This window comes from Amycolatopsis circi, assembly GCF_003385235.1.
GTDB classification, from domain to species: domain Bacteria; phylum Actinomycetota; class Actinomycetes; order Mycobacteriales; family Pseudonocardiaceae; genus Amycolatopsis; species Amycolatopsis circi.
On record NZ_PQIA01000004.1, the window covers coordinates 38,920 to 61,007 of the forward strand.

The window sequence follows — 22,088 nt, forward strand, 5'->3', positions numbered from 1 at the left end:
GAGTCCGCGTGAACCTGGGCAGCTATGTCACCCGTGCCAGCACGTTCTGGCCCGATCAGCAGGCGCTGGTGTGCGGCGAGCGGCGGTGGACCTATCGCGAGCTGGAGGAGCGGACGAACCGGCTGGCGTCCGCGCTGCTCGCGTCCGGCGTCGAGCCCGGGCAGGCCGTGGCCACCTTCGCGGGCAACAGCGCGGATCTCGTGGAGACCGAGATCGCTTGCTACAAGGGCGGTTTCCTGCGCGTGCCGATCAGTGCGCGGCTGTCCGCGGGCGAGGTCGAGCACATCCTGACCGACGCGGACGTGCGGGTGCTGCTGGTCGACGCCGAGCACGCCGAAGCGGCACAGAAGGCGGCCGCCGGAACGTCGTGCGCGCTGATCGACTACGACGGCCGCACACCGGACGCCCGCTCTTACGCCGACGTCCTGGCGGCGGGATCGCCGGAGCCGGTCGCGATCGAGGTGGGCGCGGACGATCCGTCGGTCCTGCACTTCACGTCCGGGTCCACCGGGAAGCTCAAAGCCGCGGTGCAGACCAACGGAAACCGGCTGGCGAACATGCGCAAGCGGTTGATGAGTCCGGAAGGAGCGCCGTCCGCTTCGGAGCGGTACCTCGCGGCGGGCCCGATCACGCACGCGACCGGAATGGGTTTGCTGGCAGCGTTTTCTCGCGGGGCGACCGCGGTGGTGCTGCCGCGGTTCACCGCCGAGGAGTTCTTGCAGGCGGTCGAGAAGGAGCGGATCACCTCGACGTTCCTGGTGCCGGTGATGCTGAACATGGTGCTGTCGCATCCGGGCGTCCACACCGCGGACGTGTCCTCGCTTCGCTGTGTGCGGGTGGGCGGCGCGCCGGTGTCGCCGCAGCGGTTGCGCGACGCGGTGGCGGCGTTCGGCCCGGTGGTGATGCAGGGCTACGGCCAAGGCGAGACCACCAGCGGCGTCACGGTGCTGACCTGCCAGGACGTGGTGCGCGGCATCGAGGAGGACCCGGAACTGCTGTCCTCGGCCGGGCGGCCGTTGTTCGACTCCGAGGTCCGGGTGGTCGACGACGACGGACAGCCGGTGCCTGCCGGAGAACTCGGCGAGGTGGTGGTGCGCGGGCCGGACTGCGTCACGGAGTACTGGCACGAACCGGATCTGTCCGCGGAGACGTTCCGCGACGGCTGGGTGTACACCGGCGACATCGGTTACCTGCGCGCCGACGGCTATCTGTTCATTGTGGACCGCAAGAAGGACATGATCATTTCCGGCGGCTACAACATTTTCTGCACCGAAGTGGAATCCGTGCTCTACGAACATCCCGCGGTTTCCGAGGCGTGCGTGGTGGGCGTGCCCGACGAGCAGTGGGGCGAAGCGGTGAAGGCGGTCGTCGTCCGCCGGTCTGAGGTGACCGCCGAGGAGCTGATCGAGTTCTGCGCGGAACGGTTGGCACGCATCAAGAAGCCTCGCTCGGTGGATTTCGCCGACGAACTCCCGGTGAACCGCAACGGCAAGATCGACCGGCGCGCGGTGCGGGACCGGTATTGGGCGGGCGAAGCACGGAAAGTCCACTGAGGAGGCCCGGCATGTCCTTCACCCTTACCCCGGCGTATGACGACAACCCGCGCTTGGCGGAGCTGGTCGGCCGGCTGCGCGAATACTTGTCCGGCGAACTCGCCGATTACGAGGCCGCCCTCGGGCTGACCCCGGAGACGCCGCTGACCCGGGCCATGATCGAACCGGTGTGGAAACGCTGCCGCGAGCTGGGTTTTTACGGCGTCCACCTGCCCAGCGAGTACGGCGGCCTCGACCTGAGCTACACCGAACTGGCCGCGCTCAAAGAGGAAGTCGGCGCGTCCGGCCGCATCCTCTACCACTGCGTGCTCGGCGATCTCGGCGGCCCGCTGCGCGCTGGCGCGATCTTCACGACGGCCACCGACGACCAGCGCGAGCGATACCTGCTGCCGGTGGTTCGCGGGGAACGCGCGTGCTGCTTCTCGCTCACCGAAACCAATGCCGGGTCGGACGTGCGCGCCATGCACACCACGGCGACCCCGGACGGCGACGGCTGGCGGATCAGCGGTCACAAAGTGTTCTCCTCGGCCGGTCCCATCGCCGACTTCTCCGTGCTGGTCGCCCGGATGGCAGGGGAGGAGGAGAGCTACTCGGCGTTCCTGGTCGATCTCGACTCGCCGGGCTGCACCGTCGCCGACGGCGAGGTTCCGATGTCCGGCCAGCACATCGAATCCGACATCATCCTCGACAGCTGCTACGTCGGCCCGCAGCAGCTGCTCGGCCGGGTCGGCGACGGGCTGCGCATCGGGCTCGGCCGGGTCACCACCAACCGGCTGCTGCACTGCCCGACCGTGCTCGGCCACGCACGTCGCGCGCTGGAACTCACCATCGAATTCGCCCGTACCCGCCAGGTGTTCGGCGGCCCGCTGGCGGCGCTGCAGTCGATCCAGCACAAGATCGCCAACATGGCCACCGCGTACTACGCGGCCCGCGCCATGACCTACGACGCACTGTCCGAATTGGACTCCGGAAGCAAACCGAGCACGGAGGCGTTCATGTGCAAGCTGTTCGTGGCGGAGAACGCCTTCCGCATCGCCGACGAAGCGGTGCAGATCCACGGCAAGGCCGGGCTCGTGCGCGGGGCCGAGGTGGAGTGGCTGTTCCGCCGCCTGCGGATGTTCCGCGTGCTGACCGGGTCGTCGGAGATTCAGAAGAACGGGATCGCCAAGGCCCTGCTCCAGCCGTCCGGGACACAGCGATGAAGCCCGCCGGGACCCGGGCGCGGTCAGCGGCGCTCACAGACGGCGTCACCGGGAGCAGTTGGCTGCGCCGCTGGTCAGTGGTGGCGATGCTGCTGCTGTTCATGCTGATCAACTACGGCGACAAGGCCGTCCTCGGGCTGGCGGCGCGGCCGATCATGCACGAGTTCGGACTGAGCCCGTCGCAGTACGGCCTGCTGTCGAGTGCGTTCTTCTTCCTGTTCAGCGTGTGCGCGCTGGCGGTCGGCTTCGCGTCGAGCCGGATCTCGACGCGGTGGATCCTGCTGGTGCTCGCGCTGGTCTGGGCGGTGACGCAGGTGTCCGTGGTCGCCGCGAGCGGGGTAGGACTGCTTCTGCTCAGCCGGATCGTGCTCGGCGCCGCCGAAGGACCCGCGCAGCCGATGGCGCTGCACGCCGCCTACAGCTGGTTTCCCAATGCCAAGCGCAACATCCCGAGCGCGCTGATCGTCGGCGGCGGCGCGCTGGGCGGGGCGATCGCGACTCCGCTGCTCACCGTGGTGATCGTGCACTTCGGCTGGCGGGCCGCGTTCCTGGCGATGTTCCTGGTGGGCTGCGTCTGGTGCCTGCTGTGGCTGGTGATCGGCCGCGACGGCCCGGTCGACCACGCCCCGGCCGGTGCGGCGCCGGTCCCGGCCAGCCGCGTTCCGTATCGGCGGATCCTGCTGTCCGGAACGTGGCTCGGCGGGTTCACGGGCGCGTTCGGCGCGTACTGGACTTCCACGCTGATGGTCGCCTGGCTGCCGTCCTACCTCGAAATGGCGCTCGGCTACAGCCCCGGCGAGGCGGCCGCGATCACGACGATTCCGTGGGTGGCCGGGCTGATCCTGACCTTCACGCACGGCGCGATCACCCAATGGCTGTTGCATCTCGGCGTGCCCAGCCGGATCGCCCGCGGCATCCTCGGCGGCTGCGTGCTGATCCTGGCGGGCTTGGCGATGGTGCTGCTGCCGACCGTGACGCAGCCCGCGCTGCGAATCGTCCTGATCGCGGTGGCGTTCAGCTTCCACGGCGTCACCTTCGCCAACGGGCAGACGGTCAACAGCGAGATCAGCCCGCCCGCGCAGCGAGGTGCGGTGCTGTCGGTCAGCGTCGCGCTGGTCACCGTCGCCGGGCTGCTCGCTCCGTACCTCACCGGCCGGCTCGTCGAGGCCGCCGACGGACCGGCCGCCGGGTTCGCCACCGCGTTCGCGATTCCCGGAGTCCTGATGATCACGGGCGGGCTGGCCGCGCTGTTCTTCGTGCGCCCGGAACGCGACGCCCGCCGGATCGCGGCATTCGCCGTAGCCAAGGAGAAACCGTGACCAGTCCGTACACAGTGGACAATGCCTACTGGAGCCGCGGCTACGTCGACCCGGCGTTCGTCCGCCTCGGCATGACGCGGGCCAGGGAAACCGGCCCGACCCGGCGGGTGTGGCGCGGCTCCGGCCCCCGCTGGGACCTGCCCGAGGGTTCCCGCGACCTCGACGACCTGTTTGTCACCCCGCGCACCGGGGGACCGACGGTCACTCTGACTGAGTTCCTGGCCGGCGCGGAAACCGACGCGATCCTGGTCGCACACCAGGGAAAGATCGTCTACGAGCGATATTTCCACGGCATGCGGCCGCACGACGTCCACCTGTCCGCGTCGGTCGCGAAGTCGTGGGCCGGGCTGCTCGCCGCACTCCTCCTGGACGAAGGCGTGCTCGAGGCCGATCAACCGCTGGCCCACTACGCGCCCGAACTCGCGGGCACCGCGTTCGGTGACGCCACGATCCACCACCTGCTGCACATGGGCACCGTGATGGACTACGGCGGTCGGCCGTTCTGCAAACCCCTTGAGGCGCAACGGTATTTCGCCGCCGTCGGCATCGTGCCCCGTCCCGCTGGCTACGCCGGGCCGACGAGCGTCAAGGAGCACCTCGCCACCGCGCAGGCCGTCGCACCGCCGGGAACCGAATTCCGCTACGACAACGGAAACACCGAGGCCGTGGCCGAAGCTCTTCGCCGCGTCACCGGCGCCAACCTCGCCGATCTGTGGAGCGAACGGGTCTGGGCCCGGCTGGGCGCGGAAGAGGACGGCGCCTACTGCCTGGATCCCACCGGCACGGAGATCGCCTGCGGCCGCTACAGCGCGACCCTTCGCGACCTAGCCCGGGTAGGGGAGATGCTGCGCAATGGCGGTGCGATCGGCGCGCAGCAGATCGTGCCGGAACGTGTCGTCGCCGATCTGACTGAGGTGCCGCCCGGTCCCGCTCAGCGCGCCTTGCCGACTGGAGCCGCGCGGCCGATCGGTTACCACAATTTCTGGTGGGTCCCTGACGATGGCCACGGCACGTTCGGCGCGCGCGGTATCCACGGTCAGCGTCTGCAGGTCAGTCCGGGCCGGGAGCTGGTCATCGCGCACTACGGATCGCACCTGATGTCGCCGTCGGTCCCGGTGCCGCCGCTCGAAGCCGTGTTCGCCCAGATCGGTGATCATCTCGCCGGGTAGCGCGACGCGGCGATACCGAACGTTCTCTCTGCTAGCGTGGCCGTTGTGGCGGAGAAGGTCCGGGTGTCCGAAGCGCGGTCGAGGCTGCTCGCGACGGCCACCCGGATCTTCTACGCGGAAGGCCTCCACTCGGTCGGAATCGACCGGATCGTGGCCGAAGCCAAGGTCACCCGGGCCACGCTGTACCGGCATTTCCCCGGCAAGGAAGACCTCGTCGTCGCGTACCTGCAAGGCGTCTCCGAAATGGAGCGCGACGGGATAGGCAAGATCCTCCTCGGCAACCCGCACGCGGCCGACGCTCTGCGGGCTATCGCCGAGTTCATCGCGGTGAGCATCCAGTCGGCGCACTTCCGCGGTTGCGCGTTTCTCAACGCGGCGGCGGAATACCCGGACCCCGAACACCCGGTGCACCAAGCTGTTCTGGCGCATCGGGAATGGTTCCTCCGCACCATTACGGACTTGCTCGCCCAGATCGGCGACACCCCGCCGGAGCCCGCGGGACGGCATTTCGTGCTGCTGCGCGACGGTGCGATGGCATCGGGCTGCCTGACGGACTCGGTCGACGTCGGCGAGACGTTCCTTCAGGGCGTCGACGGCATCCTGCAGTTCCGCCTCGACTCCGCGGCGACGTAACACTTCGGAAAGACCGTTCCTCCTTGACGCTGCCCAGGCGTGCCGACAGGCTCAGAGAGACAGAACGTTCGTTCTACCTGAGTCCCGGAAGGATCACCGTGACCATCGTTGACAAGCCCGCCGCCGGAAGCGCGGCCCCGTTGCGCCGGCTGTATTTCGTGCGGTTCGCCTTCGCCCTTGTCTGGGCGACGCTGCTGTTCCTCACCTCGAAGTCGCAGGTCGGCCCGATCGGGGTCGTGCTCGTCGTCGGGTATCCGCTGTTCGACGTCGCCGCCGCGATCGTGGACGCGCGGTCTTCCCGTGCCGCCGGGTTGTACGTGAACATCGCGCTCAGCCTGCTGGCGGGAATCGGCATCGCGGTCGCCAGCGCGTCCGGCGTCCCGGCCGTGCTGCGGGTTTGGGGTGCTTGGGCGGTCCTGGCCGGTCTTGTGCAGCTTCTCGTGGCCGTGGGCAGGCGGAGGATGGGCGGCCAGTGGCCGATGATCCTGAGCGGCGGCATCTCCGTGCTGGCCGGGGCGAACTTCATCGTCAGCGCCGCCGCGCCGAACCCGTCGCTGGCCACCGTGGCCGGATACGCGGTGCTGGGCGGGATCTTCTTCCTGGTCTCCGCGCTCCGGCTGGGCCGCACTGCCTCTGGCCTGGGGACCAAAGACTCCGGCAGCGCGGACGTCCGCCCGCAGTGACCGCGGGTCGTGCCGGTTTAGCGTCGACTGCGGGACGAGCGGGAGGAGAACCCAGTGCGAATCCTGCCCCTTGGTCCTGGCTCGCCCAACTCGAAGGCGGGTCACGCAATGGGTCCGGGAACTGCTGCCTGGCGCGGCCACTCGTCCGTCCGGCCTGGGAAATGAGATGCACCGTGCACGTACTGCTGACCGAAGCGAATTTCGGCGACAGCGACGCGTTCTTCCAGCCGCTGCGGGACAACGGGTGCCGGGTGAGCCGGTGTCATTCGAGGGAGGGGTTCTGCCTCGCCCTCGGGCCCGGGACCTCGTGCCCGCTCGACGACCGCGCCGACCCGCCGGTGCTGGCCGTGGACGTCCGCGGCACGGGCGACGAGATCACGACGCGCGAGTTCGGGATCGTGTGCGCGCTGCGGGCACAGGTCCCAGTCGCCCTCGTCCCGCCGGTGCCCGGGCTGCCGGTGACCGTGCCCGCCGGGCTGGCCGACCGGGTCACGGTCACCGATGCCGAGAGCTTGCTGGCGACCTGCCGGGCAGCGTCCTCGACGCCTGCCGGAGCGGTCAGATGACCGATGTGGCTTTCGCCTGGGACCGTTCCGCGCGGGCGGTGCTCGTGGACGCGCTGGCGAGGCTGGACGTCCGCCGGTTCGTCGTCGAGACCCGGCCCGGCGAACTGGCGATCGCCAGCGTCGGCCGGCTCCGGCACGATCCCGGCGGACGCCACGTGCTCGCCGGATGCGGCACCGCGCTTTCCGCGGCGTGGATTGTGCTGCGGGGATTGGGAATCCGGCCGGTGCTGTCGTTCCCGCACGACCCAGTCCGCCCGGACGTGCTCGCGGCGGTGACCCCCGGCGCCGACGACCCGGCGACCACGAGCGACTGGGACCGGTACCTCGCCTTGCGCGCGGTCTCCGGACCGCCACGCGGACGGGCGGTGCCGGTCGCGGATCCCGGCGTGCTCGCGGAGGTGGCCGGGGAGAACCCGTGGCCGCGCACCCAAGTGACGCGGCACCCGGGCAGCCGGGGCCTCGCGGTGGCCGCCGACGGTGCGGGTGGCGTGGACCGAGTTCTGGTCGGCGCGGCAGTCCATTCCGTCCGGGTCGCGGCTGCGGTCCGCGGGTTGACGACTGAGGTGCGGCCGGGGGAGCAGGGGAGCGTGCCGCAGGCGGTGGTGCTGGTGTTCGAGGGGTGAGGGGATCTGATGATCACGCATTTTTGACGGCCGCGCAGACCCGCCGCTAGCTTCGAATGTCGCGCAGCTCGTGACAGAAGCACGGGAGATCGGCGAGAGGTTCGCCAAGCCGCCGGTGCTCGTCGCCGCGGCTTGGCTGTACGACCTCGGCTATTCGTCCGAAATCGGGCACCCGTTTCCGTTCCGCGACACCCCGCTGCCGGACGCGCTGGCGACCGCTGACCTCACGACCGGGCCCGGCGGCGAACGGGTTTCGTATGCCGAGCGGGTGTCGGGAATTCTCTCCAGGTGTCCCGTTTCCGATCCAGTCCACCGCACTTGGCTCGTCGCGGCGCCGCTGTCCGCGGGGCAACCCCAGTAGGCCCGGCAGCTGGTCCGAGGCAAGTCCACTTCGGATCGATGGGCGGGAATCCTTGGCGCGCCGCGATGCTGGTGACGTTAGTCCCTGCGCTCGGTGGCTTGCGGCCGGTGCGCGAACAGGCTCGGCAGGCGTTGGCTCCTCTCGTAGGACGACAGGAGTGACCGCCATGGAGAAGACCGCCGCCGCGACCGGCTGCCGGTCCGGCGAGTGGACGCTCGCCGAAGCGGAGGTGCTGGGCCGCTCAGTCCTGTGTGCTCCCTCGGTGCACCGCGCCCAGCCCTGGCGAGTCGAGCTGATCGACGGGGCGGTGCTGCTGCGCGAGCGCGTCGGCGTGGCCTTGCCCCAGCAGGATCCTCGTCGCCGGGACTTGGCGATGTCCTGCGGGACCGCGTTGGCGAACCTCGAATTGGCGGTCCGGGTGCTCGGCAGACGCGCCGATGTCGCGGTGCTGCCGGATCCGGCGCAGCCCGATGTCGTCGCGAGGGTCGAGGCGGCGGAGCTGCTGCCGCCGACTGACCTGGAGTTGCAGCGCTACGGGGCGATCATGGTGCGGCGGGGCCATCGCGGGGCGTTTACCGGGCTGCCGGTCAGCGTGGAGCAGACCGCGCGGGTCGTCGCGGCGGCTGTGGCGACCGGGGTCGAGGCGACGCGGCTCGAAGGGATGGAGCGGTTGGCGAATTTCTTCGAGCACGCCGCGCGGTCCCTCCCGGACGACGCCGCTTACCAGGACGAACTGGCGCTCTGGACGATCCGGGACGAGCACCGGCATGGCGCGGGAATGCGGTCTCCCGCCGAACTGCCGTGGGCCGGGGCCGCGCGGCGGGCGACGGTTCTGCCGGACCTGCTCGTGCTGCGCGACCGGCTCGATGCCGAAACGGTGCTCCTGTTCACGACGGCCGAAGACACGCGTATCGGCCACCTCCACGCCGGTTACGCACTGGAGCGCTGCTGGCTCGAAGGAGTGACCCTCGGCCTCGCCGGTGCCGTGCTAACCCAACCGTTGCGCATGCCCGAGGTGCGTTCGGCGCTGTGCGAGGACTATCGGCTCGCCGGTTTTCCGCAGGCGCTGCTGCGACTGGGGCGCTCGACTCGGGTGGCGCGGTCGAGCCTGCGCCGCGGCGTGGCCGAGGTCCTCGGCGACCGGTGGCGGGAACGGCGGTGAGTCCGAACCCGATCCTGGTCGGCGTCGACGGGAGCGAGTCCGCCGAGGCGGCAGCCCGGCGCGCGAGGCGGTCCTGCGGCACGTGTCGTTGACTGTGCTGGTGGCGTTCGGGGGTCGCGGCCAGTCGATGGCACCCGCCGGTGGACCGGCTGGAAACCGCTGGGGAGGACCTGCGGCAAGCGGTCCGGGACGATCTCGCGGAGGTGGAGCCGCGGGCCCGGATGACGTGCGAGACGAGCCCGGCGGGTCCGGAGTTCGCGCTGCGGGAAGCGTCGGCGAAAGCGCGGTCGCTGGTGCTGGGCGCACCGACCGGCTCCCGGTCCGGACTTCTCGCGGGCTCTCCGGACCTCAACCTGGCCGCGCACGCGCACTGCCCGGTCGTGGTCGTCCGGGGCCGGACCCGCGCAGACGGACCAGTGGTCGTCGGAGTCGACGGAAGCCCGCTCAGCGACGCGGCGATCGGCTGCGCTTTCGAGGAAGCCACGCTGCACGCCTGGCTCGACGCCGACCGCACCCGGCTGTTCGGCGACTGCGATTTCCCCGATGCGGCACGGGAAGCCGAGCACCGGCTGCTGGCACAACGACTGGCCGGTTACGGCTCGCTGTACCCGGACGTGCGCGTCGAGCAGATCGTCGAACCGGACCGGCCGCGCGAGTGGAGCGCCCAGGCCTCGCTGGTGGTGAACCCGACCTCGGCTTCCGTCGTGAGGACCGCTGACTTCTGTCCACAGTGGACCTGCCGTCGGCGCTGCGGCAGGCAGCTTCAGGCAGTCGGACCTCAACGAGCGACCGCCCAGGCGAGCACCAGTCCGCCCGAGTTCGTGGCCAAGTGCACGAGCGCCGGGGCGAGCAGACCGCGGCCGACGTAGCGCCACCAGCAAAGAAACACACCCACTCCGGCCGCGGCCACCATCGCCAGCAGCGAGACGACCACGAGCGGCAATCCGCCGACGGTCTGTCGCACCGCCTCGTTCTGGGTGAGGGCGAGCGAAGGGAGCAGATGCCACAGCCCGAACAACGCGGAGGCACCGAGCACCGGCCGCCAGCGCCAGCGTTCGCCCGCGCCGAGCAGAGCCGGGAGCACGCCGCGGAAAGCGACCTCTTCGACCAGGACGGTGCCGAACGGGATGCGTACCAGAGCGAGCCACATGAGCTGCCCGAATCCGTGAGAGCCGACCCGTCCGTCGTGGAACAGCACGCGCAACGGCGGAATCGCGACCGCGAGACCGAAGCCGAGCGCCACCACCGCGAACCCGCCCAGCCCGAACCGCAGCGCCCGGCGAGCGTGCTGGCGGCTGAGACCGATCTCCGCCCAGTTGGTCCCAGCGACCCGAGCGAGGAGCAGGAGCACGATCGCGGTGACCGTTCCGCAGACCGGATAGGCCCAGCCGGGCAGCACCCGGTTGGCCAGCACGGTGGCCGCCGCGAGCAGCAGCACGGCGGGGGCGACCGCGAAGGCTCGGCGGCGGAAAGCGGCGGCTTCCGGCTGTTTCGGGGCGATAGCGGGGAACGACATCGTGATCCAGTGTGCCTGGGGAAAAGGACAACCGCTGGCGTCGTGCTGGGGGACGTGGCCGGGTGGATCCCAAACCTGACGCCCGACTATCTCTGATGCGCGGCGTCCAGTGCCTGGAAAACGGTGAGCGCGTCCCCGATGGCGGCGACGTCGTGAGTGCGGAGGAAATCGGCGCCGCGGCAGGCGGCATAAAGCTCCGCCGCCAGGGTGGCGGGGCCGATCTGTTCCAGACCGCGCCCGGTGAGCGTGCGAAGGAACGACTTGCGGGAGGGCGAAACCAGAACTGGCAGGCCGAACCGGGCCTGGAGCGTCTTGAGCCGGTCCAGGACAGTCATCGACGGCTCGGGAGTCTGTCCCAGGAAATAGCCGAGCCCGGGGTCGACGACCAGCCGTTCCCGGGCGACGCCTGCGGTCTCCAGGGCGGCCAGCCGCTGGTCGAAGAACCGTTCGATACCCGCCCACACCGTTTCCGCCGAGGTCAGGACCTTGGTGGCCAGCCCCGCGCGCTGCACCGAATGCATGACGATCAGCTGACAGCTCAGGCCGGCCAGCTCGTCGTACCGGCGGGGATCGGGAAAGCCCTGGATGTCGTTGAGGTACGCAGCCCCGCGCGCGCCGGCGAAAAGCTGGGTCTCGGGCCGGAACGAGTCGACCGACACCGGGATGCCGGAGGCGACCAGTTCGTCCATGACTCCGGCCAGCCGCCGGATCTCCTCGTCGGCGGGCACCTTCTGCGCGTCCGGATGGCTCGCCGCCGGACCGAGTTCGACGATGTCGGCGCCGTCCGCGTGCAACCGCCGGGCATGCGCCACGGCGTCCTCCGCGGACAGGAACCTGCCGCCGTCGGAAAACGAGTCGGCGGTGAGATTGACGATCCCGATCAGCCGGGGCCGCCCGGAACGAAGCAGGAGCGAGGGATCCTGATGCTGTGCCACCAGCGCGCCTCCCAGACCGAATCCAGAGGCCCAGGCGCGCGGCTCGACGTCCCGAGGACGGAGCCGCTTCCCGATGGTCAGATCCATCTCGATGCGCCAGTAACGGCTCGAGCCGACTTTATCAACAAGTTCGGCTCTGCGCCGAGACGCGGGCGTCCTCCAGCGGTCTGAGACGACGGCTTGCTCGCAGCAGAGCGCGCTCGAAACGGCGAGTCCGGTCCGCGGTTTCAAGGCGCGGGGCGCCCCAGTTTGCTCCGGGCTGGTCTTTGCGGCATCTTTACGCGTGGTGTGCCGGGAAGTCTGGTCGGCCTGCCCGTGCCCAGCCGGGCGACGGGCGGTCCGGTCGACCCCGAGGAGTCCGATGGCGCTGGCACCCGCGTTAGGCATGAGGAAAGAAATCGTGAGTTCCAGCGGAGTCGTCCGGCCCGCCGTAGCCTGGGGGCATGCGCGCAGCGGAGCTGGCCGAGGAGTTCCCGGTCGTCGACCTCGATTCGGACGCGCTGGCGGCCGCGCGCCTGCTGGCCGAGCACCGGTTGCCGGGGCTGGTGGTGACGGACTCGTCCGGGTGCCCGCATTCGGTGCTGCCCGCCTCCGACGTGGTGCAGTTCCTGGTGCCGCCCTACGTGCGCGACGATCCGTCGCTGGCCGGGGTGCTCAGCGAGTCGATGGCCGACCGTGTCGCGGACAAACTGGGCGGGCGGACGGTGCGCGAGCTGCTGCCCGACGAACGACGCGAATTGCCGAAGGTCGACGCCGACGACACGATCGTGGAGGTCGCCGCCACGATGGCCCGATTGCATTGCCCGCTCGTGGCGGTCATGCGGGACCGGACGCTGCTCGGCGTGGTGTCCGCGTCGCGGTTGCTGGAGCACGCGCTGACGCCTCGCTGATCCTGGCCGCGCCGATCCGGGCGGTCCGCCGGTGAGCACGGTCATCGCGGTCGTGGTGTTCGTGGTGGCCTACGTTTTCATCGCGACCGAGAAAATCCCAAAGATGACCGCCGCGCTGGCCGGGGCGGGCGTGGTGCTCGCGACCGGGGTGAGCGGGTCGGCCGACGCGTTCTTCTCCGAGGACACCGGCGTCGACTGGAACGTGCTGTTCCTGCTGCTCGGCATGATGATCATCGTCGGGATCCTGCGCCGCACCGGGGTGTTCGAGTTCGTCGCGATCTGGGCGGCCAAGCGCGCCAAGGGGTCGCCGCTGCGGATCATGCTGCTGCTGGTGCTGATCACCGCGGTCGCGTCGGCGTTCCTGGACAACGTGACCACGGTGCTGCTGATCGCCCCGGTGACGCTGCTGGTGTGCGACCGGCTCGACATCAGCCCGGTCCCGTTCCTGATCGCCGAGGTCCTCGCCTCCAACATCGGCGGCACCGCGACCCTGATCGGCGACCCGCCGAACATCATCATCGGCAGCCGCGCGGGCTTGGCGTTCAACGACTTCCTGCTCAACCTCGCGCCGATCGTCGTCATCGAACTCGTCGTGCTGGGGCTGGTGCTGCCGTGGCTGTTCCGCGGTTCGTTCACCGTCGACCCGCAGCGGGTCGCCGACGTGATGGCGCTCAACGAACGCGAAGCCATCCGGCAGCCGAAGCTGCTGGTGAAGTCCGGTGCCGTGCTGCTGCTGGTGTTCGCCGGATTCGTGCTGCATTCGGTGGTGCACCTGGACCCGTCGGTGGTCGCGCTGCTCGGCGCGGGGCTGCTGGTGCTGGTTTCGGGCACTCAGCCGAACCAGTACCTGGACGGGGTCGAATGGGAAACGCTGCTGTTCTTCGCCGGTCTGTTCATCATGATCGGGGCGCTGGTCAAGACCGGCGTGATCGACTGGCTCGCGAAACTCGCCGCCGACGCCACCGGCGGGAACGCGATGCTGGCGGTCTTCCTGATCCTCGGGGTGTCCGCGCTGCTGTCCGGCGTCATCGACAACATCCCTTACGTGGCCACGATGAGCCCGCTCGTGCTCGCGCTCGCTCACGACATCCCGGACCCCGCGCATTCCGAGGCGCTGTGGTGGTCGCTGGCGCTCGGCGCGGACTTCGGCGGCAACATGACCGCGGTCGGGGCCAGCGCGAACGTCGTCGTGCTCGGCATCGCCGCCCGAGCCGGGGCGCCGATCTCGTTCTGGGAATTCACCAAGAAGGGCGCGGTCGTCACGCTGATCACCGTGCTGGTCGCCGCGCCGTACCTGTGGCTGCGCTACTTCGTCTTCTGACCCGCTACCTGCGGCGGAACGCCTGCTGGTCGCGAGGGGTTGATCGCCGTGTTCGCGGCGGGAGTGCTGGGGGCAGCTGGGAATTCCGTGAGGGGAACCCTGCGGGACTCTGATTCCGTCGGGGTTCCCCTCACGGAATTCTGCGGGAGCGGAGCCGCGCGCGGCCTGGTCCCTGCTGGCCCCGCCGCTCACTGCTGCTGAGAAACCGGTGCCGGAAATGCCGCCGCCTGGTCAAGTGTGAGCGATCCCGTAACCCTGTCCGTGCACAACTGTTGCATACTGCATCAATGTCGTCGGGCCCGCGCGGTCGCCGAGGCCGTGGCCGAGGACCACGAGGGACCGGTCGGCGATCTCGCTGAGCTGCCTCTCCTGGTGACGAGTGATTCCACGCTTGCCGACGCGCTTGACGCGCTGGCTCAGGCGCCGGGCACCGGTCTCCCGGCGCTGAGCGCGCTGGAACCTGCCACGGCTCGCGGCTGAGTGTGCCGGGGTGCGGCCATGCGGAAGGCAGGCGGTCCGCGCCTCGACACCGGCCGCGGGTTCCTTCTCACTTCGCCCCCGCGGGTGGCCGGAGCCCGTCCATCAAGAGGTCGAGCAGGCGACCGGCCATCGCCTGGTGCTCAGGTGAGCCAGCCACGGTGAAGATGCCGATGAGGGCGGCGGCGATGTCTTCGGCAGGGACGTCGGCGCGGAGTTCCCCGCTCGTGCAGCCTGCTTCGAGGAGGCCGTCGATGGCCGCGAGCAGTTCGGTCCTCGTGTGGGCGTGGGCGATCTCGCCGGATTCGACCATCGCGAGCAGCGTGTCGAGCATGCCGTTCTTGGTCGCGATCCAATCGCCGAACAGGTCCATCCAGCGGCGCAGCGCCGCGGCCGGGCCGAGTTGGGCGAGAAGTTCGCGGGCGCCGCTGGTGAGCCGCGAGACCTGGTCTTGGTAGACCGCGTCGACCAGCGACTCTCGGGTGGGGAAGTGCCGGTAGAGGGTGGCGATGCCGACGCCTGCTTCGTGGGCGATCGCGCGCATCGACGGCTCGGTCTCGGCCGAAGCGAACAAGCGGGTCGCCACGTCCAGCAGCTGCTGGCGGTTGCGGGTCGCGTCCGCCCGCGGTCGGGTGATCTTTGCGGCGGCCAAAACGGATCACGCTCCACTTGTGCTAGATTCGAACTCGGTAAACGGAGCATAGTCCGTTTGTGTTGCGGCAGGAGTGAGCATGAAAGAACCGAGCGCCCGCCCGAGCCGGGCGGTGCAGTTCGCGTCGTTCGGCGGGCCGGAGGCCTTGAACGTCAATGAAGTGCCGGTGCCGCAGGCCGGTCCGGGACAGATCCGCGTGCGGGTCGCGGCGGCCGGACTGAATCCGATGGACTGGTTCATGACCTCCGACGCGGAGACCGCCGCACGATTCGGGCTGAGCCTGCCGTGCGGGTTCGGCACCGACTACGCGGGCACCGTGGACCAGGTCGGCGACGACGTGCGCGCGTTCGCGGTCGGCGACCGGGTGTTCGGCGGCGCGATGTCCCGCGCGGTCGCCGACTACGTAATCGTGGACGTGGCGGGGACTATCGCGGCGGGCGGCGAGGCGCACCGCACTCCGGACGGCGTCGACGACCGCACTGCCGCCGCACTTGCTATCGCGGGCTGCACGGCGGCCGCGGCTCTGGCCGTAATCAATCCGGGTCCGGACGACACGGTGCTCGTCGGCGGCGGGGGAGGCGGGGTCGGCGTGTTCGCCGTCCAACTCGCGCGGCTCGCAGGTGCGCGAGTGATCGGGACAGGTTCGGCATCTTCGGCCGATGCCTTGCGCGCCCTGGGAGCCGAGCCGGTCGTCTATGGCGAGGGCCTGGCCGACCGGGTCCGTGCGCTGGCTCCCGCTGGCATCACTGCGGCCATGGATCTGCACGGGACGGACACCGCGCAGGCGGCGCGCGAACTCGGTGTGCCTGACGAGCGCATCACCGCCATCGCCGCCCAGATCGACGGGATTACGCCAGCGAACGGTGCCAGCGCGGCTCCGGGTGCCATCGAGGAGATCGCTGGCCTGGTGGCGGCAGGGCGGCTCCGGGTGCCGATCGCGGCGACCTTCCCGGTCGAGCGGATCCCCGCCGCGGTCGAGCTTCAGGCGGAGCGCCACGTGCACGGGAAGGTCGTCATCGACCTCTAGGAACGGGAACCGGGACCGGAGGATGCAACCTGAGACAGTGGCGGTGAACGACATGCGGGCACCGCCGCCGCGTGAAGCAGTACGCCGAGATCACGCGCGGGCGTCCGGCAGCCAGGGGTAGCGGCTGGCGTCCGCGTCGCCGTAGTCCGGGTCCAGATAAATGTGCAGGCGCTGGATCCTGCCGTCGCGGATTTCGAACACATTGCAGAAGCGGCCGCCCAGTCCTTCGGTCGCCCGCCAAGGGGTGCCGTCGGCGAGCACGCCGTGGGTGATGCCTTCGACGACGACGTAGTCGCCCTGCTCGACGTAGTTGAAGTAGGGCACCTCGTGGACGATCGAGGAGAACATCACGAACACATCCGCGAACAGCTGCTTGATCTCGGCGATGCCGCGCGCGGGCTCGTGCTTCGGGAAGTAGACGTAGGCGTTGTCGGCGAAGAGGCCGAGGAAGTCCTCGCCGGCGTCCATGTGCTTGAAATACGTTTCCGCGATTGCCTTGCGGTCGACGGTGACTTCGTTGTGCACCATGACATTCCTTTCGTAGTTACCGAGCCAACACCTGGCGGAGGACGCTCCGCAGTGTCCCGGCGGGATCGTCGGCGAGATCGGTGCTGCGCCAGGCGACGTGATGGTCCGGACGGACGAGCAGGCAGCCGCGTTCTCTGATCTCGCGTACGCGTTCCCAGTCGCCGAGCGGGTCGGCGTACTCGCAGCCGAGGCCGATCTGGCGGGCGGCTAGTTCGATCCCGAATTCGGTGGCCAGTTTGCCCGCCGCGTCCAGCCAGTCCTGTCCGCCGATGCCGGTGAGCACGGTGAACTGCCCATGGCCGGTGATGTCCATAGTGGACACCGGGGTTCCGGCGTGTTCGAGCCACGCGTGCGGCAAACGCGCCCCGGGATGGCTGGTGGCTTCGTAGTACAGCTCCGGATCGCGGGCGGGGACCGGCCAGGGCGTGCCGTCGGACGCGACCGCGGTCGACGCGTAGTGCTGGCCGAGTTCGACGCCGTGTGCGTTGAACTGGTAGTTCTGCAGTTCGACCGCCTCGCGCAGTTCGGCGCGGCGGGCCTGGCCTTCCGGGGTGTCCGCGGCGAGGCCGGCGAGACTGCGCCATCCCTCGTCGGTGCTCTGGCCGGGACGGAAGCCGAATGCCTGCGAAATCGGCCGCATATCCTCGACGCTGCGCATCGCGCGGTCGACCACCTGCTTGCCGACCGGCTGCCGTTCCGCGTCGTAGGTGTCGAGCAACGCTTCCCCTGCCTCGCCGCGGACCACGGAGGCGAGTTTCCACGCCAGGTTGAACGCGTCCTGCACTGAGGTGTTGGTGCCGAGCCCGTTCGCGGGCGGATGCCGGTGCGCGGCGTCTCCGGCCAGGAACACCCGGCCGTGACGGTACGAGCGGGCGACCAGGTGGTTGATCTGCCATTCGCTGACGGCCTTGACCCGGACGTCGACGTCCGGGTCGCCGATGATGGCCGACGCTCGCGCGCGGACGGCGTCGGGAGAGAGGTCGGGCGCGCCTTCGGCCGGGTCGTACATGAAGAGCATGACCCATTCGGTCCACGGTTTGACGCAGACGAACGTGCCCGAGCCGACCCAATAGTCGTTGCCCGGCTGGCACATCCAGTACAGCGTGCCGGGCCGGTGCGCGGTGTAGCGGGCGAGATCGGCCTCCAGCCACACATTCGCGGCGCGGCCGAGCCCGGATTCGCCGTCGAACTCGAAGCCGAGCTGGTCGGCCACGGTGCTGCGGCCGCCGTCCGCGCCGATCACGTATCGCGCGACGATTTCCTCTGAGACTCCGGTTTCCCGGTCGAGGACCACCGCGTGGACGGCGTCCGGCGTCTGCGAGATCCGCACCAGTTCGGTCGAGAACCGGAGGTCGGCACCGTGGCGCTCGGCTCCCTCGCGCAGCACTGGTTCGAGGATGTGCTGCGGGATATTGCACATCGCGCTGGGGCTGGCGGCGGCGTAATCGGCGTGCCGCGCGGTGCCGCTGCCCCAGGTTTTGAGCCGGGCCAGTTCCTGTCCGGCGAAGCTGGTGGCCCAGACGTTGTCGCCCATCAGCTCGTTGGGCACCGCGACCTCCCGCACGGCGTCCTCGATGCCGAGGTCGCGGAAGACTTCCATGGTGCGCTGATTGGTGATGTGGGCCCGCGGAGAGTGCGCGGTGCCCGGGTATTTCGTGATCGTGACGGCACGCACGCCCTGCGCGGCGAGCAGCGCGGACGCGGTCAGGCCGGCGGGACCGGCTCCGACGACCAGTACATCGGTTTCGCAAGCGGGCATGACGGATCGACCTCCTGGGCCGCGCCCAGTCAGCAGGGATGAAAGGAGACGGCCGGGTCAGCCGGCCTGGTGCGCGCCGGTCATGAGCGCGGCGAGATCGTCGGGGTGCAGGAACGACGGCGGGGGAGGCGGGCCCCAGTTGAACAGTCCCTTGGCGCCTTCCAGGGTTTCCGGCGTCCAGAGCTGGTCGTCGAGAATGCTGTCCATGTCGGAGTAGTACTCGGAGAAGTTGCCCGCGGGATCCTTGAGGTACCAGAAGAAATTCGATCCGGCGTGGTGCCGTCCGAGGCCCCAGACGTGCCGTTCGGGGTGGTCCTCGAGCATCGCGGTGGCGCCGCGGCCGACCTCGTCGACGTCCTCGACCTGCCAGGACGTGTGGTGCAGGAAAGCGACCGGCGCGGCGAGCGCGAGCACGTTGTGGTGGTCGGTCGAACAGCGCATGAACGCGCCGTGCCCCTTGATCGCGTCGCTGGTCTTGAATCCCAGCCCGGCGGTGAAGAACTGGATGGTGCGCTCGTGGTCGGGGGAGCCGACGACGACATGGCCGAGCTTGCGCGGACGCACCGGGCCGGAGCGCAGCACGCCGGGCGCCCGCGTGTTCGGGCGCTCCAGCCGTCCGGGCCCGTTGTACGGCGTGGGCGGCTCGGGATCCTGGTGCAGCCGCTCGGCGATCCGGACGACCACCTGGAACCCGGTGACCGGTTCGCGCGTGAACAGCGTGTCGCCGGCGATCTCCGCCGGAATGTCCAAAGAGGACAGCTGGCGGCGGATGCGGGCGAGGTCGTCCGGGTCGTCCGCGCCGATGCTCAGTTCCATCAGCTGCCGTCGTGGCGAGTGGACGATTTTCAGCTGACGGCCGCCGTCGCGGGTGCTGAACCAGCCGTCGGCGTCCTCGGCGAGCCCGAAGTCCCGGTAGTAGCGGGCGGTCCCGGCGACGTCGGGCACGCCGACGACGAGCGAGTTCAACCGGTGCAGTGCCATTGTCCAGCCCTTTCCGCTAAGCGGCGACCATCCGCTGCCGCAGTTCGCCGATGCCGTGGACGTAGCTGACGAGCTGGTCGCCCGCCTTGAGGTAGCGCTGCGGCGTGCGGCCCATGCCGACGCCGGACGGGGTGCCGGTGAAGATGACGTCGCCGGGCAGCAGGGGCGTCACGGCGGACAGCCGCGCGATCAGCGCTGGGACCGAGAACACCATCTGCGAGGTGCGGCCCTTCTGCACCTGCTCGCCGTTGACGAGCGCGCCGAGTTCTAGATCGTCGCGGTCGGGCAGTTCGTCCGGCGACACGACCACCGGGCCGAGCGGCCCGAAACCGGGGTAGGACTTGGCGAGGCTGAACTGCGGGGCGGGACCGGCCAGCTGGAGCAGCCGTTCGGAGATGTCCTGTCCGACGGTCAGCCCGGCGACGTAGTCCCAAGCCTGGTCCTCGGCGACCCGTTCGGCGCGCTTGCCGACGACCGCGACCAGTTCGACCTCCCAGTCGACGTTCCCGCCGTCCGGGAGAACGACTTCGCCGTACGGGCCGGTGAGGCAGGTCGGGAATTTGGTGAACACCGGCGGCGTCTCGGGCACGGCGAAGGACGATTCGGCCGCGTGATCGGCGTAGTTCAGGCCGATCGCGAACACCTGGCGCGGCGCCGGGACCGGATTGCCCAGCTGGTCGTCGCGCACCGGCCGTTCGAGCGCGTGCCCCTCGCCGATCGTCGCGGCGAATTCGGACAGCTCGGCCCAGTGCTCGTAGGCCTGCTGGGCGTCCGGGCCGAACCGCCCGCCGCTGGCCTCGGCCGCGTCGACGGCCTTGCCCGGTGCGGTGACCAGGGCCAGTCGTCCGTCCACAGTGGCGACTTTCATGCGGGGCTCCTTCGCGTCCGGCTTCGGTGTCCTCCAGTTGTACTCGTCCAGATTCGATGAGGCAATAAACTTTCGAAAGTTGCCAGGAGATTCGTATCCGCTACAGTGGACGGCATGGCAGGGGAAGTCACGCGCGCCGAGGGCGTCTACCAGCAGCTTCGGGCGGACATCCTGGGCGGCCGGATGGTTCCAGGGCAGCGCCTCAAGTTCCCTGACCTGTGCGAGCGGTACACGACGAGCGTCGGCGCGGCCCGCGAGGCGCTCACCCGGTTGACCGCGGAGGGCCTGGTGAAGACCAAGCCGCACCTCGGCTACACGGTCACGCCGCTGTCGCACGAGGATCTCGCGGATCTGACGAAGGCGCGACTGGAGATCGAATCGCTGGTGCTGCGGCTGTCGATCCTCGAAGGCGACGTGCAGTGGGAGGCCCGCGCGGTGGCCGCGCACCATCTGCTCGAGCGGACCCCGTTCACCGACCCCGCCGACCCGGACCGCCCGGCCGACGCCTGGGTCTCGGCGCACGCGGACTTCCACCTGGCCCTCATCGACGGCTGCGGAAACCGCAGGCTGGTCGCCACCGCACTCGGCCTGCGCGAGGAGGCCGAGTTGTACCGGCAGTGGTCTGTCTCCTTTGGACAGGAAACCGACCGAGACCTCCCGGCCGAACACAAGGCGATCCTCGAAGCGGCACTGGCCCGGGACGCGGACTTGGCGGCCGAACGGCTTCGGGACCACATCGCGCACACGGCGCAGCTGCTGATCAGCTGCGCCGAGGACGAACCGAACCGGCCGTAACGGGCGAATCCGTTGCCTGCGCGGGAATTCCGGTCTCCGCTGCCGGAACTTTCCCGGTCAGGTCGCGGCCGGGGTGAAGTTCTCCCGATGGATCATGCGCGGCGCCATCCGGCGGCGTTTGAACGCTTTCACCCCGGCGTCGACCATCGGCGGCGGTCCGCAGAGCCAGCCCGACCAGCCGCGTGCGCTGCGAACGTCTTCGAGGAAGCAGTCGGTCGGGAAACCGGTGCGGTACGTGCTGCTCTCAGGCTCGTGAGACAGCACTGGGAGGAACGTGAAACCCGGACAGCTGTCGGCGAGTTCGGCCATCAGGTCAAGGTCGTAGAGGTCGGCCGCGCCGCGAACCCCGTGGTACAGCCGGATTTCCCGGGCCGGATCCCGGGAGAGCGCGGTGCGCGCGAGGCCGATCAGCGGCGCGAGACCGGTGCCGCCGCCGATGAGCACCATGGGGCCGCCGTCGTCCTCGTCGGCGGGAGGCAGGAAGAAGTCGCCGAGCGGGCCGGTGACCTGGACCTGTTCTCCGACCGCGAGCCCGGCGAAGATCCACTGCTCGGTCGCCGCGCCGCCGGGCACCAAACGGACGTGCAGTTCGAGGACTTTGTCCTCCTCGGCGGTGTTGACCAGCGAGTACTGGCGGCGCACGCCGGTGCCGGGCACGGTGAGTTCGACGTACTGGCCCGCGTGGAAGGCCAGCGGTTCGGACAGGCCGAGCCGCAGCCGCCGGGTGTCGCGGGCGATGTCCTGGATTTCGCGGACGGTCGCGGCGAGGTCGCGCAGCGGGTGCGTGGCGCGGCCGGCGCCGCCCGCGGTTTCGACGACGACGTTCGAGCGGAGCCGGGCTTGGCAGGCCAATGCCAGGCCCGCCGCCCGCTCGTCGTCGGTCAGGGTGTCGGCGGGGGAGTCCCGGTGGTCGACGGCGCCGTCGACCACTCGCACTTTGCAGGTGCCGCAGGTGCCTTGGTTGCAGGAGTTCGGCATCCAGACGCCGGCGCGGAGGAACGCGTCGAGCATGGGCTGGTCTTGCCCGCACGGCACTTCCCGGCGGCCGACGGTCGCGGTGAAGGACAT

Annotated in this window: 24 protein-coding genes and 1 riboswitch; of the genes, 16 read left to right on the forward strand and 8 right to left on the reverse strand. The window is 69.9% G+C overall.

Going from position 1 to position 22,088, the window contains the following annotated elements; all coding sequences use genetic code 11:
- The first annotated feature begins 8 nt into the window (after nt 1-8).
- The 11 genes from D0D37_RS01620 to D0D37_RS01670 all read left to right on the forward strand — a co-directional run bounded on the left by D0D37_RS01620 (nt 9) and on the right by D0D37_RS01670 (nt 10,140).
- Nucleotides 9-1,553 carry an acyl-CoA synthetase gene (locus D0D37_RS01620; RefSeq protein WP_116198692.1) on the forward strand — a complete coding sequence of 515 codons (1,545 nt, stop codon included), beginning with the start codon at nt 9-11 and terminating at the stop codon, nt 1,551-1,553.
- 11 nt (nt 1,554-1,564) lie between these two features.
- Nucleotides 1,565-2,755 (forward strand): acyl-CoA dehydrogenase family protein, encoded by a 1,191-nt coding sequence (locus D0D37_RS01625; RefSeq protein ID WP_116198693.1) that lies wholly within the window; start codon nt 1,565-1,567, stop codon nt 2,753-2,755.
- Entirely contained in the window at nt 2,752-4,074 is a 1,323-nt protein-coding gene (locus D0D37_RS01630) for an MFS transporter (protein ID WP_116198694.1), read from the forward strand. Before D0D37_RS01625 ends, D0D37_RS01630 begins: the two co-directional genes overlap by 4 nt.
- The gene (locus tag D0D37_RS01635; protein WP_116198695.1) at nt 4,071-5,243 is read left to right on the forward strand and encodes a serine hydrolase domain-containing protein; all 1,173 of its coding nucleotides are present in this window, start codon (nt 4,071-4,073) and stop codon (nt 5,241-5,243) included. The genes D0D37_RS01630 and D0D37_RS01635 overlap by 4 nt, the downstream gene beginning before the upstream one ends.
- Before the next feature lie 63 nt (nt 5,244-5,306).
- The gene (locus tag D0D37_RS01640) at nt 5,307-5,876 is read left to right on the forward strand and encodes a TetR/AcrR family transcriptional regulator (RefSeq protein WP_116198757.1); all 570 of its coding nucleotides are present in this window, start codon (nt 5,307-5,309) and stop codon (nt 5,874-5,876) included.
- Nucleotides 5,877-5,974: 98 nt separating this feature from the next.
- Complete coding sequence (locus D0D37_RS01645) at nt 5,975-6,559, forward strand: hypothetical protein (protein ID WP_116198696.1); 585 nt, start codon at nt 5,975-5,977, stop codon at nt 6,557-6,559.
- A 173-nt stretch (nt 6,560-6,732) separates the two neighbouring features.
- Complete coding sequence (locus D0D37_RS01650) at nt 6,733-7,125, forward strand: hypothetical protein (protein WP_116198697.1); 393 nt, start codon at nt 6,733-6,735, stop codon at nt 7,123-7,125.
- A complete protein-coding gene (locus D0D37_RS01655; RefSeq protein WP_116198698.1) occupies nt 7,122-7,748 on the forward strand; it encodes a hypothetical protein in 627 nt (208 codons plus the stop codon). Before D0D37_RS01650 ends, D0D37_RS01655 begins: the two co-directional genes overlap by 4 nt.
- Before the next feature lie 70 nt (nt 7,749-7,818).
- Nucleotides 7,819-8,109, forward strand: a complete 291-nt coding sequence (locus tag D0D37_RS01660) for a hypothetical protein (RefSeq protein ID WP_208719748.1) — start codon at nt 7,819-7,821, stop codon at nt 8,107-8,109.
- A 166-nt stretch (nt 8,110-8,275) separates the two neighbouring features.
- Entirely contained in the window at nt 8,276-9,271 is a 996-nt protein-coding gene (locus D0D37_RS01665) for a nitroreductase family protein (protein WP_116198700.1), read from the forward strand.
- A gap of 140 nt (nt 9,272-9,411) precedes the next feature.
- Complete coding sequence (locus D0D37_RS01670) at nt 9,412-10,140, forward strand: universal stress protein (protein WP_162834040.1); 729 nt, start codon at nt 9,412-9,414, stop codon at nt 10,138-10,140.
- Here the strand turns inward: D0D37_RS01670 and D0D37_RS01675 are convergent.
- Complete coding sequence (locus D0D37_RS01675) at nt 10,050-10,787, reverse strand: CPBP family intramembrane glutamic endopeptidase (RefSeq protein ID WP_116198702.1); 738 nt, start codon at nt 10,785-10,787, stop codon at nt 10,050-10,052. The genes D0D37_RS01670 and D0D37_RS01675 overlap by 91 nt on opposite strands.
- A gap of 86 nt (nt 10,788-10,873) precedes the next feature.
- Nucleotides 10,874-11,695 (reverse strand): dihydropteroate synthase, encoded by an 822-nt coding sequence (gene folP / locus D0D37_RS01680; RefSeq protein WP_425266885.1) that lies wholly within the window; start codon nt 11,693-11,695, stop codon nt 10,874-10,876.
- 48 nt (nt 11,696-11,743) lie between these two features.
- A riboswitch (ZMP/ZTP riboswitch) is annotated at nt 11,744-11,836 on the reverse strand.
- 329 nt (nt 11,837-12,165) lie between these two features.
- Between folP and D0D37_RS01685 the strand changes: the two genes are divergently transcribed.
- The 3 genes from D0D37_RS01685 to D0D37_RS01695 all read left to right on the forward strand — a co-directional run bounded on the left by D0D37_RS01685 (nt 12,166) and on the right by D0D37_RS01695 (nt 14,413).
- Nucleotides 12,166-12,612: a CBS domain-containing protein gene (locus D0D37_RS01685; RefSeq protein WP_116198704.1), complete on the forward strand. Its 447-nt coding sequence runs from the start codon at nt 12,166-12,168 to the stop codon at nt 12,610-12,612.
- A gap of 31 nt (nt 12,613-12,643) precedes the next feature.
- A complete protein-coding gene (locus D0D37_RS01690) occupies nt 12,644-13,933 on the forward strand; it encodes an ArsB/NhaD family transporter (RefSeq protein ID WP_116198705.1) in 1,290 nt (429 codons plus the stop codon).
- A gap of 318 nt (nt 13,934-14,251) precedes the next feature.
- Complete coding sequence (locus D0D37_RS01695) at nt 14,252-14,413, forward strand: hypothetical protein (protein ID WP_244223339.1); 162 nt, start codon at nt 14,252-14,254, stop codon at nt 14,411-14,413.
- A 67-nt stretch (nt 14,414-14,480) separates the two neighbouring features.
- Here D0D37_RS01695 and D0D37_RS01700 read toward each other — a convergent pair whose 3' ends face one another.
- Nucleotides 14,481-15,062: a TetR/AcrR family transcriptional regulator gene (locus tag D0D37_RS01700; RefSeq protein WP_116198706.1), complete on the reverse strand. Its 582-nt coding sequence runs from the start codon at nt 15,060-15,062 to the stop codon at nt 14,481-14,483.
- A gap of 79 nt (nt 15,063-15,141) precedes the next feature.
- On the opposite strand from D0D37_RS01700, the gene D0D37_RS01705 reads away from it, so the two are divergent.
- Nucleotides 15,142-16,089, forward strand: coding sequence for an NADP-dependent oxidoreductase (locus tag D0D37_RS01705; RefSeq protein ID WP_116198707.1), 948 nt, complete (start codon nt 15,142-15,144; stop codon nt 16,087-16,089).
- A gap of 90 nt (nt 16,090-16,179) precedes the next feature.
- Here D0D37_RS01705 and D0D37_RS01710 read toward each other — a convergent pair whose 3' ends face one another.
- The 4 genes from D0D37_RS01710 to D0D37_RS01725 are packed head-to-tail and all read right to left on the reverse strand — an operon-like array spanning nt 16,180 to nt 20,225.
- Entirely contained in the window at nt 16,180-16,617 is a 438-nt protein-coding gene (locus D0D37_RS01710; RefSeq protein WP_116198708.1) for a nuclear transport factor 2 family protein, read from the reverse strand.
- Nucleotides 16,618-16,633: 16 nt separating this feature from the next.
- On the reverse strand, nt 16,634-18,376 hold the full coding sequence (locus tag D0D37_RS01715; RefSeq protein ID WP_167493478.1) for an FAD-dependent monooxygenase: 1,743 nt from the start codon (nt 18,374-18,376) through the stop codon (nt 16,634-16,636).
- A 57-nt stretch (nt 18,377-18,433) separates the two neighbouring features.
- Nucleotides 18,434-19,357 carry a VOC family protein gene (locus D0D37_RS01720; RefSeq protein WP_116198710.1) on the reverse strand — a complete coding sequence of 308 codons (924 nt, stop codon included), beginning with the start codon at nt 19,355-19,357 and terminating at the stop codon, nt 18,434-18,436.
- Nucleotides 19,358-19,373: 16 nt separating this feature from the next.
- Nucleotides 19,374-20,225, reverse strand: coding sequence for a fumarylacetoacetate hydrolase family protein (locus D0D37_RS01725; RefSeq protein WP_116198711.1), 852 nt, complete (start codon nt 20,223-20,225; stop codon nt 19,374-19,376).
- Between the two features lie 114 nt (nt 20,226-20,339).
- On the opposite strand from D0D37_RS01725, the gene D0D37_RS01730 reads away from it, so the two are divergent.
- Complete coding sequence (locus D0D37_RS01730) at nt 20,340-21,020, forward strand: GntR family transcriptional regulator (RefSeq protein ID WP_116198712.1); 681 nt, start codon at nt 20,340-20,342, stop codon at nt 21,018-21,020.
- Nucleotides 21,021-21,077: 57 nt separating this feature from the next.
- On the opposite strand, the gene D0D37_RS01735 is transcribed toward D0D37_RS01730, so the two are convergent.
- Nucleotides 21,078-22,088, reverse strand: a complete 1,011-nt coding sequence (locus tag D0D37_RS01735) for a 2Fe-2S iron-sulfur cluster-binding protein (protein ID WP_116198713.1) — start codon at nt 22,086-22,088, stop codon at nt 21,078-21,080.

Bases quoted from the DNA above. Each gene is read 5' to 3' on its own strand.
- D0D37_RS01625 (WP_116198693.1), top strand. From the start codon at position 1,565: ATGTCCTTCACCCTTACCCCGGCGTATGACGACAACCCGCGCTTGGCG.
- D0D37_RS01630 (WP_116198694.1), top strand. From the start codon at position 2,752: ATGAAGCCCGCCGGGACCCGGGCGCGGTCAGCGGCGCTCACAGACGGC.
- D0D37_RS01655 (WP_116198698.1), top strand. From the start codon at position 7,122: ATGACCGATGTGGCTTTCGCCTGGGACCGTTCCGCGCGGGCGGTGCTC.
- D0D37_RS01665 (WP_116198700.1), top strand. From the start codon at position 8,276: ATGGAGAAGACCGCCGCCGCGACCGGCTGCCGGTCCGGCGAGTGGACG.
- D0D37_RS01675 (WP_116198702.1), bottom strand. From the start codon at position 10,787: ATGTCGTTCCCCGCTATCGCCCCGAAACAGCCGGAAGCCGCCGCTTTC.
- D0D37_RS01685 (WP_116198704.1), top strand. From the start codon at position 12,166: ATGCGCGCAGCGGAGCTGGCCGAGGAGTTCCCGGTCGTCGACCTCGAT.
- D0D37_RS01705 (WP_116198707.1), top strand. From the start codon at position 15,142: ATGAAAGAACCGAGCGCCCGCCCGAGCCGGGCGGTGCAGTTCGCGTCG.
- D0D37_RS01710 (WP_116198708.1), bottom strand. From the start codon at position 16,617: ATGGTGCACAACGAAGTCACCGTCGACCGCAAGGCAATCGCGGAAACG.
- D0D37_RS01715 (WP_167493478.1), bottom strand. From the start codon at position 18,376: ATGCCCGCTTGCGAAACCGATGTACTGGTCGTCGGAGCCGGTCCCGCC.
- D0D37_RS01720 (WP_116198710.1), bottom strand. From the start codon at position 19,357: ATGGCACTGCACCGGTTGAACTCGCTCGTCGTCGGCGTGCCCGACGTC.
- D0D37_RS01725 (WP_116198711.1), bottom strand. From the start codon at position 20,225: ATGAAAGTCGCCACTGTGGACGGACGACTGGCCCTGGTCACCGCACCG.
- D0D37_RS01730 (WP_116198712.1), top strand. From the start codon at position 20,340: ATGGCAGGGGAAGTCACGCGCGCCGAGGGCGTCTACCAGCAGCTTCGG.
- D0D37_RS01735 (WP_116198713.1), bottom strand. From the start codon at position 22,088: ATGTCCTTCACCGCGACCGTCGGCCGCCGGGAAGTGCCGTGCGGGCAA.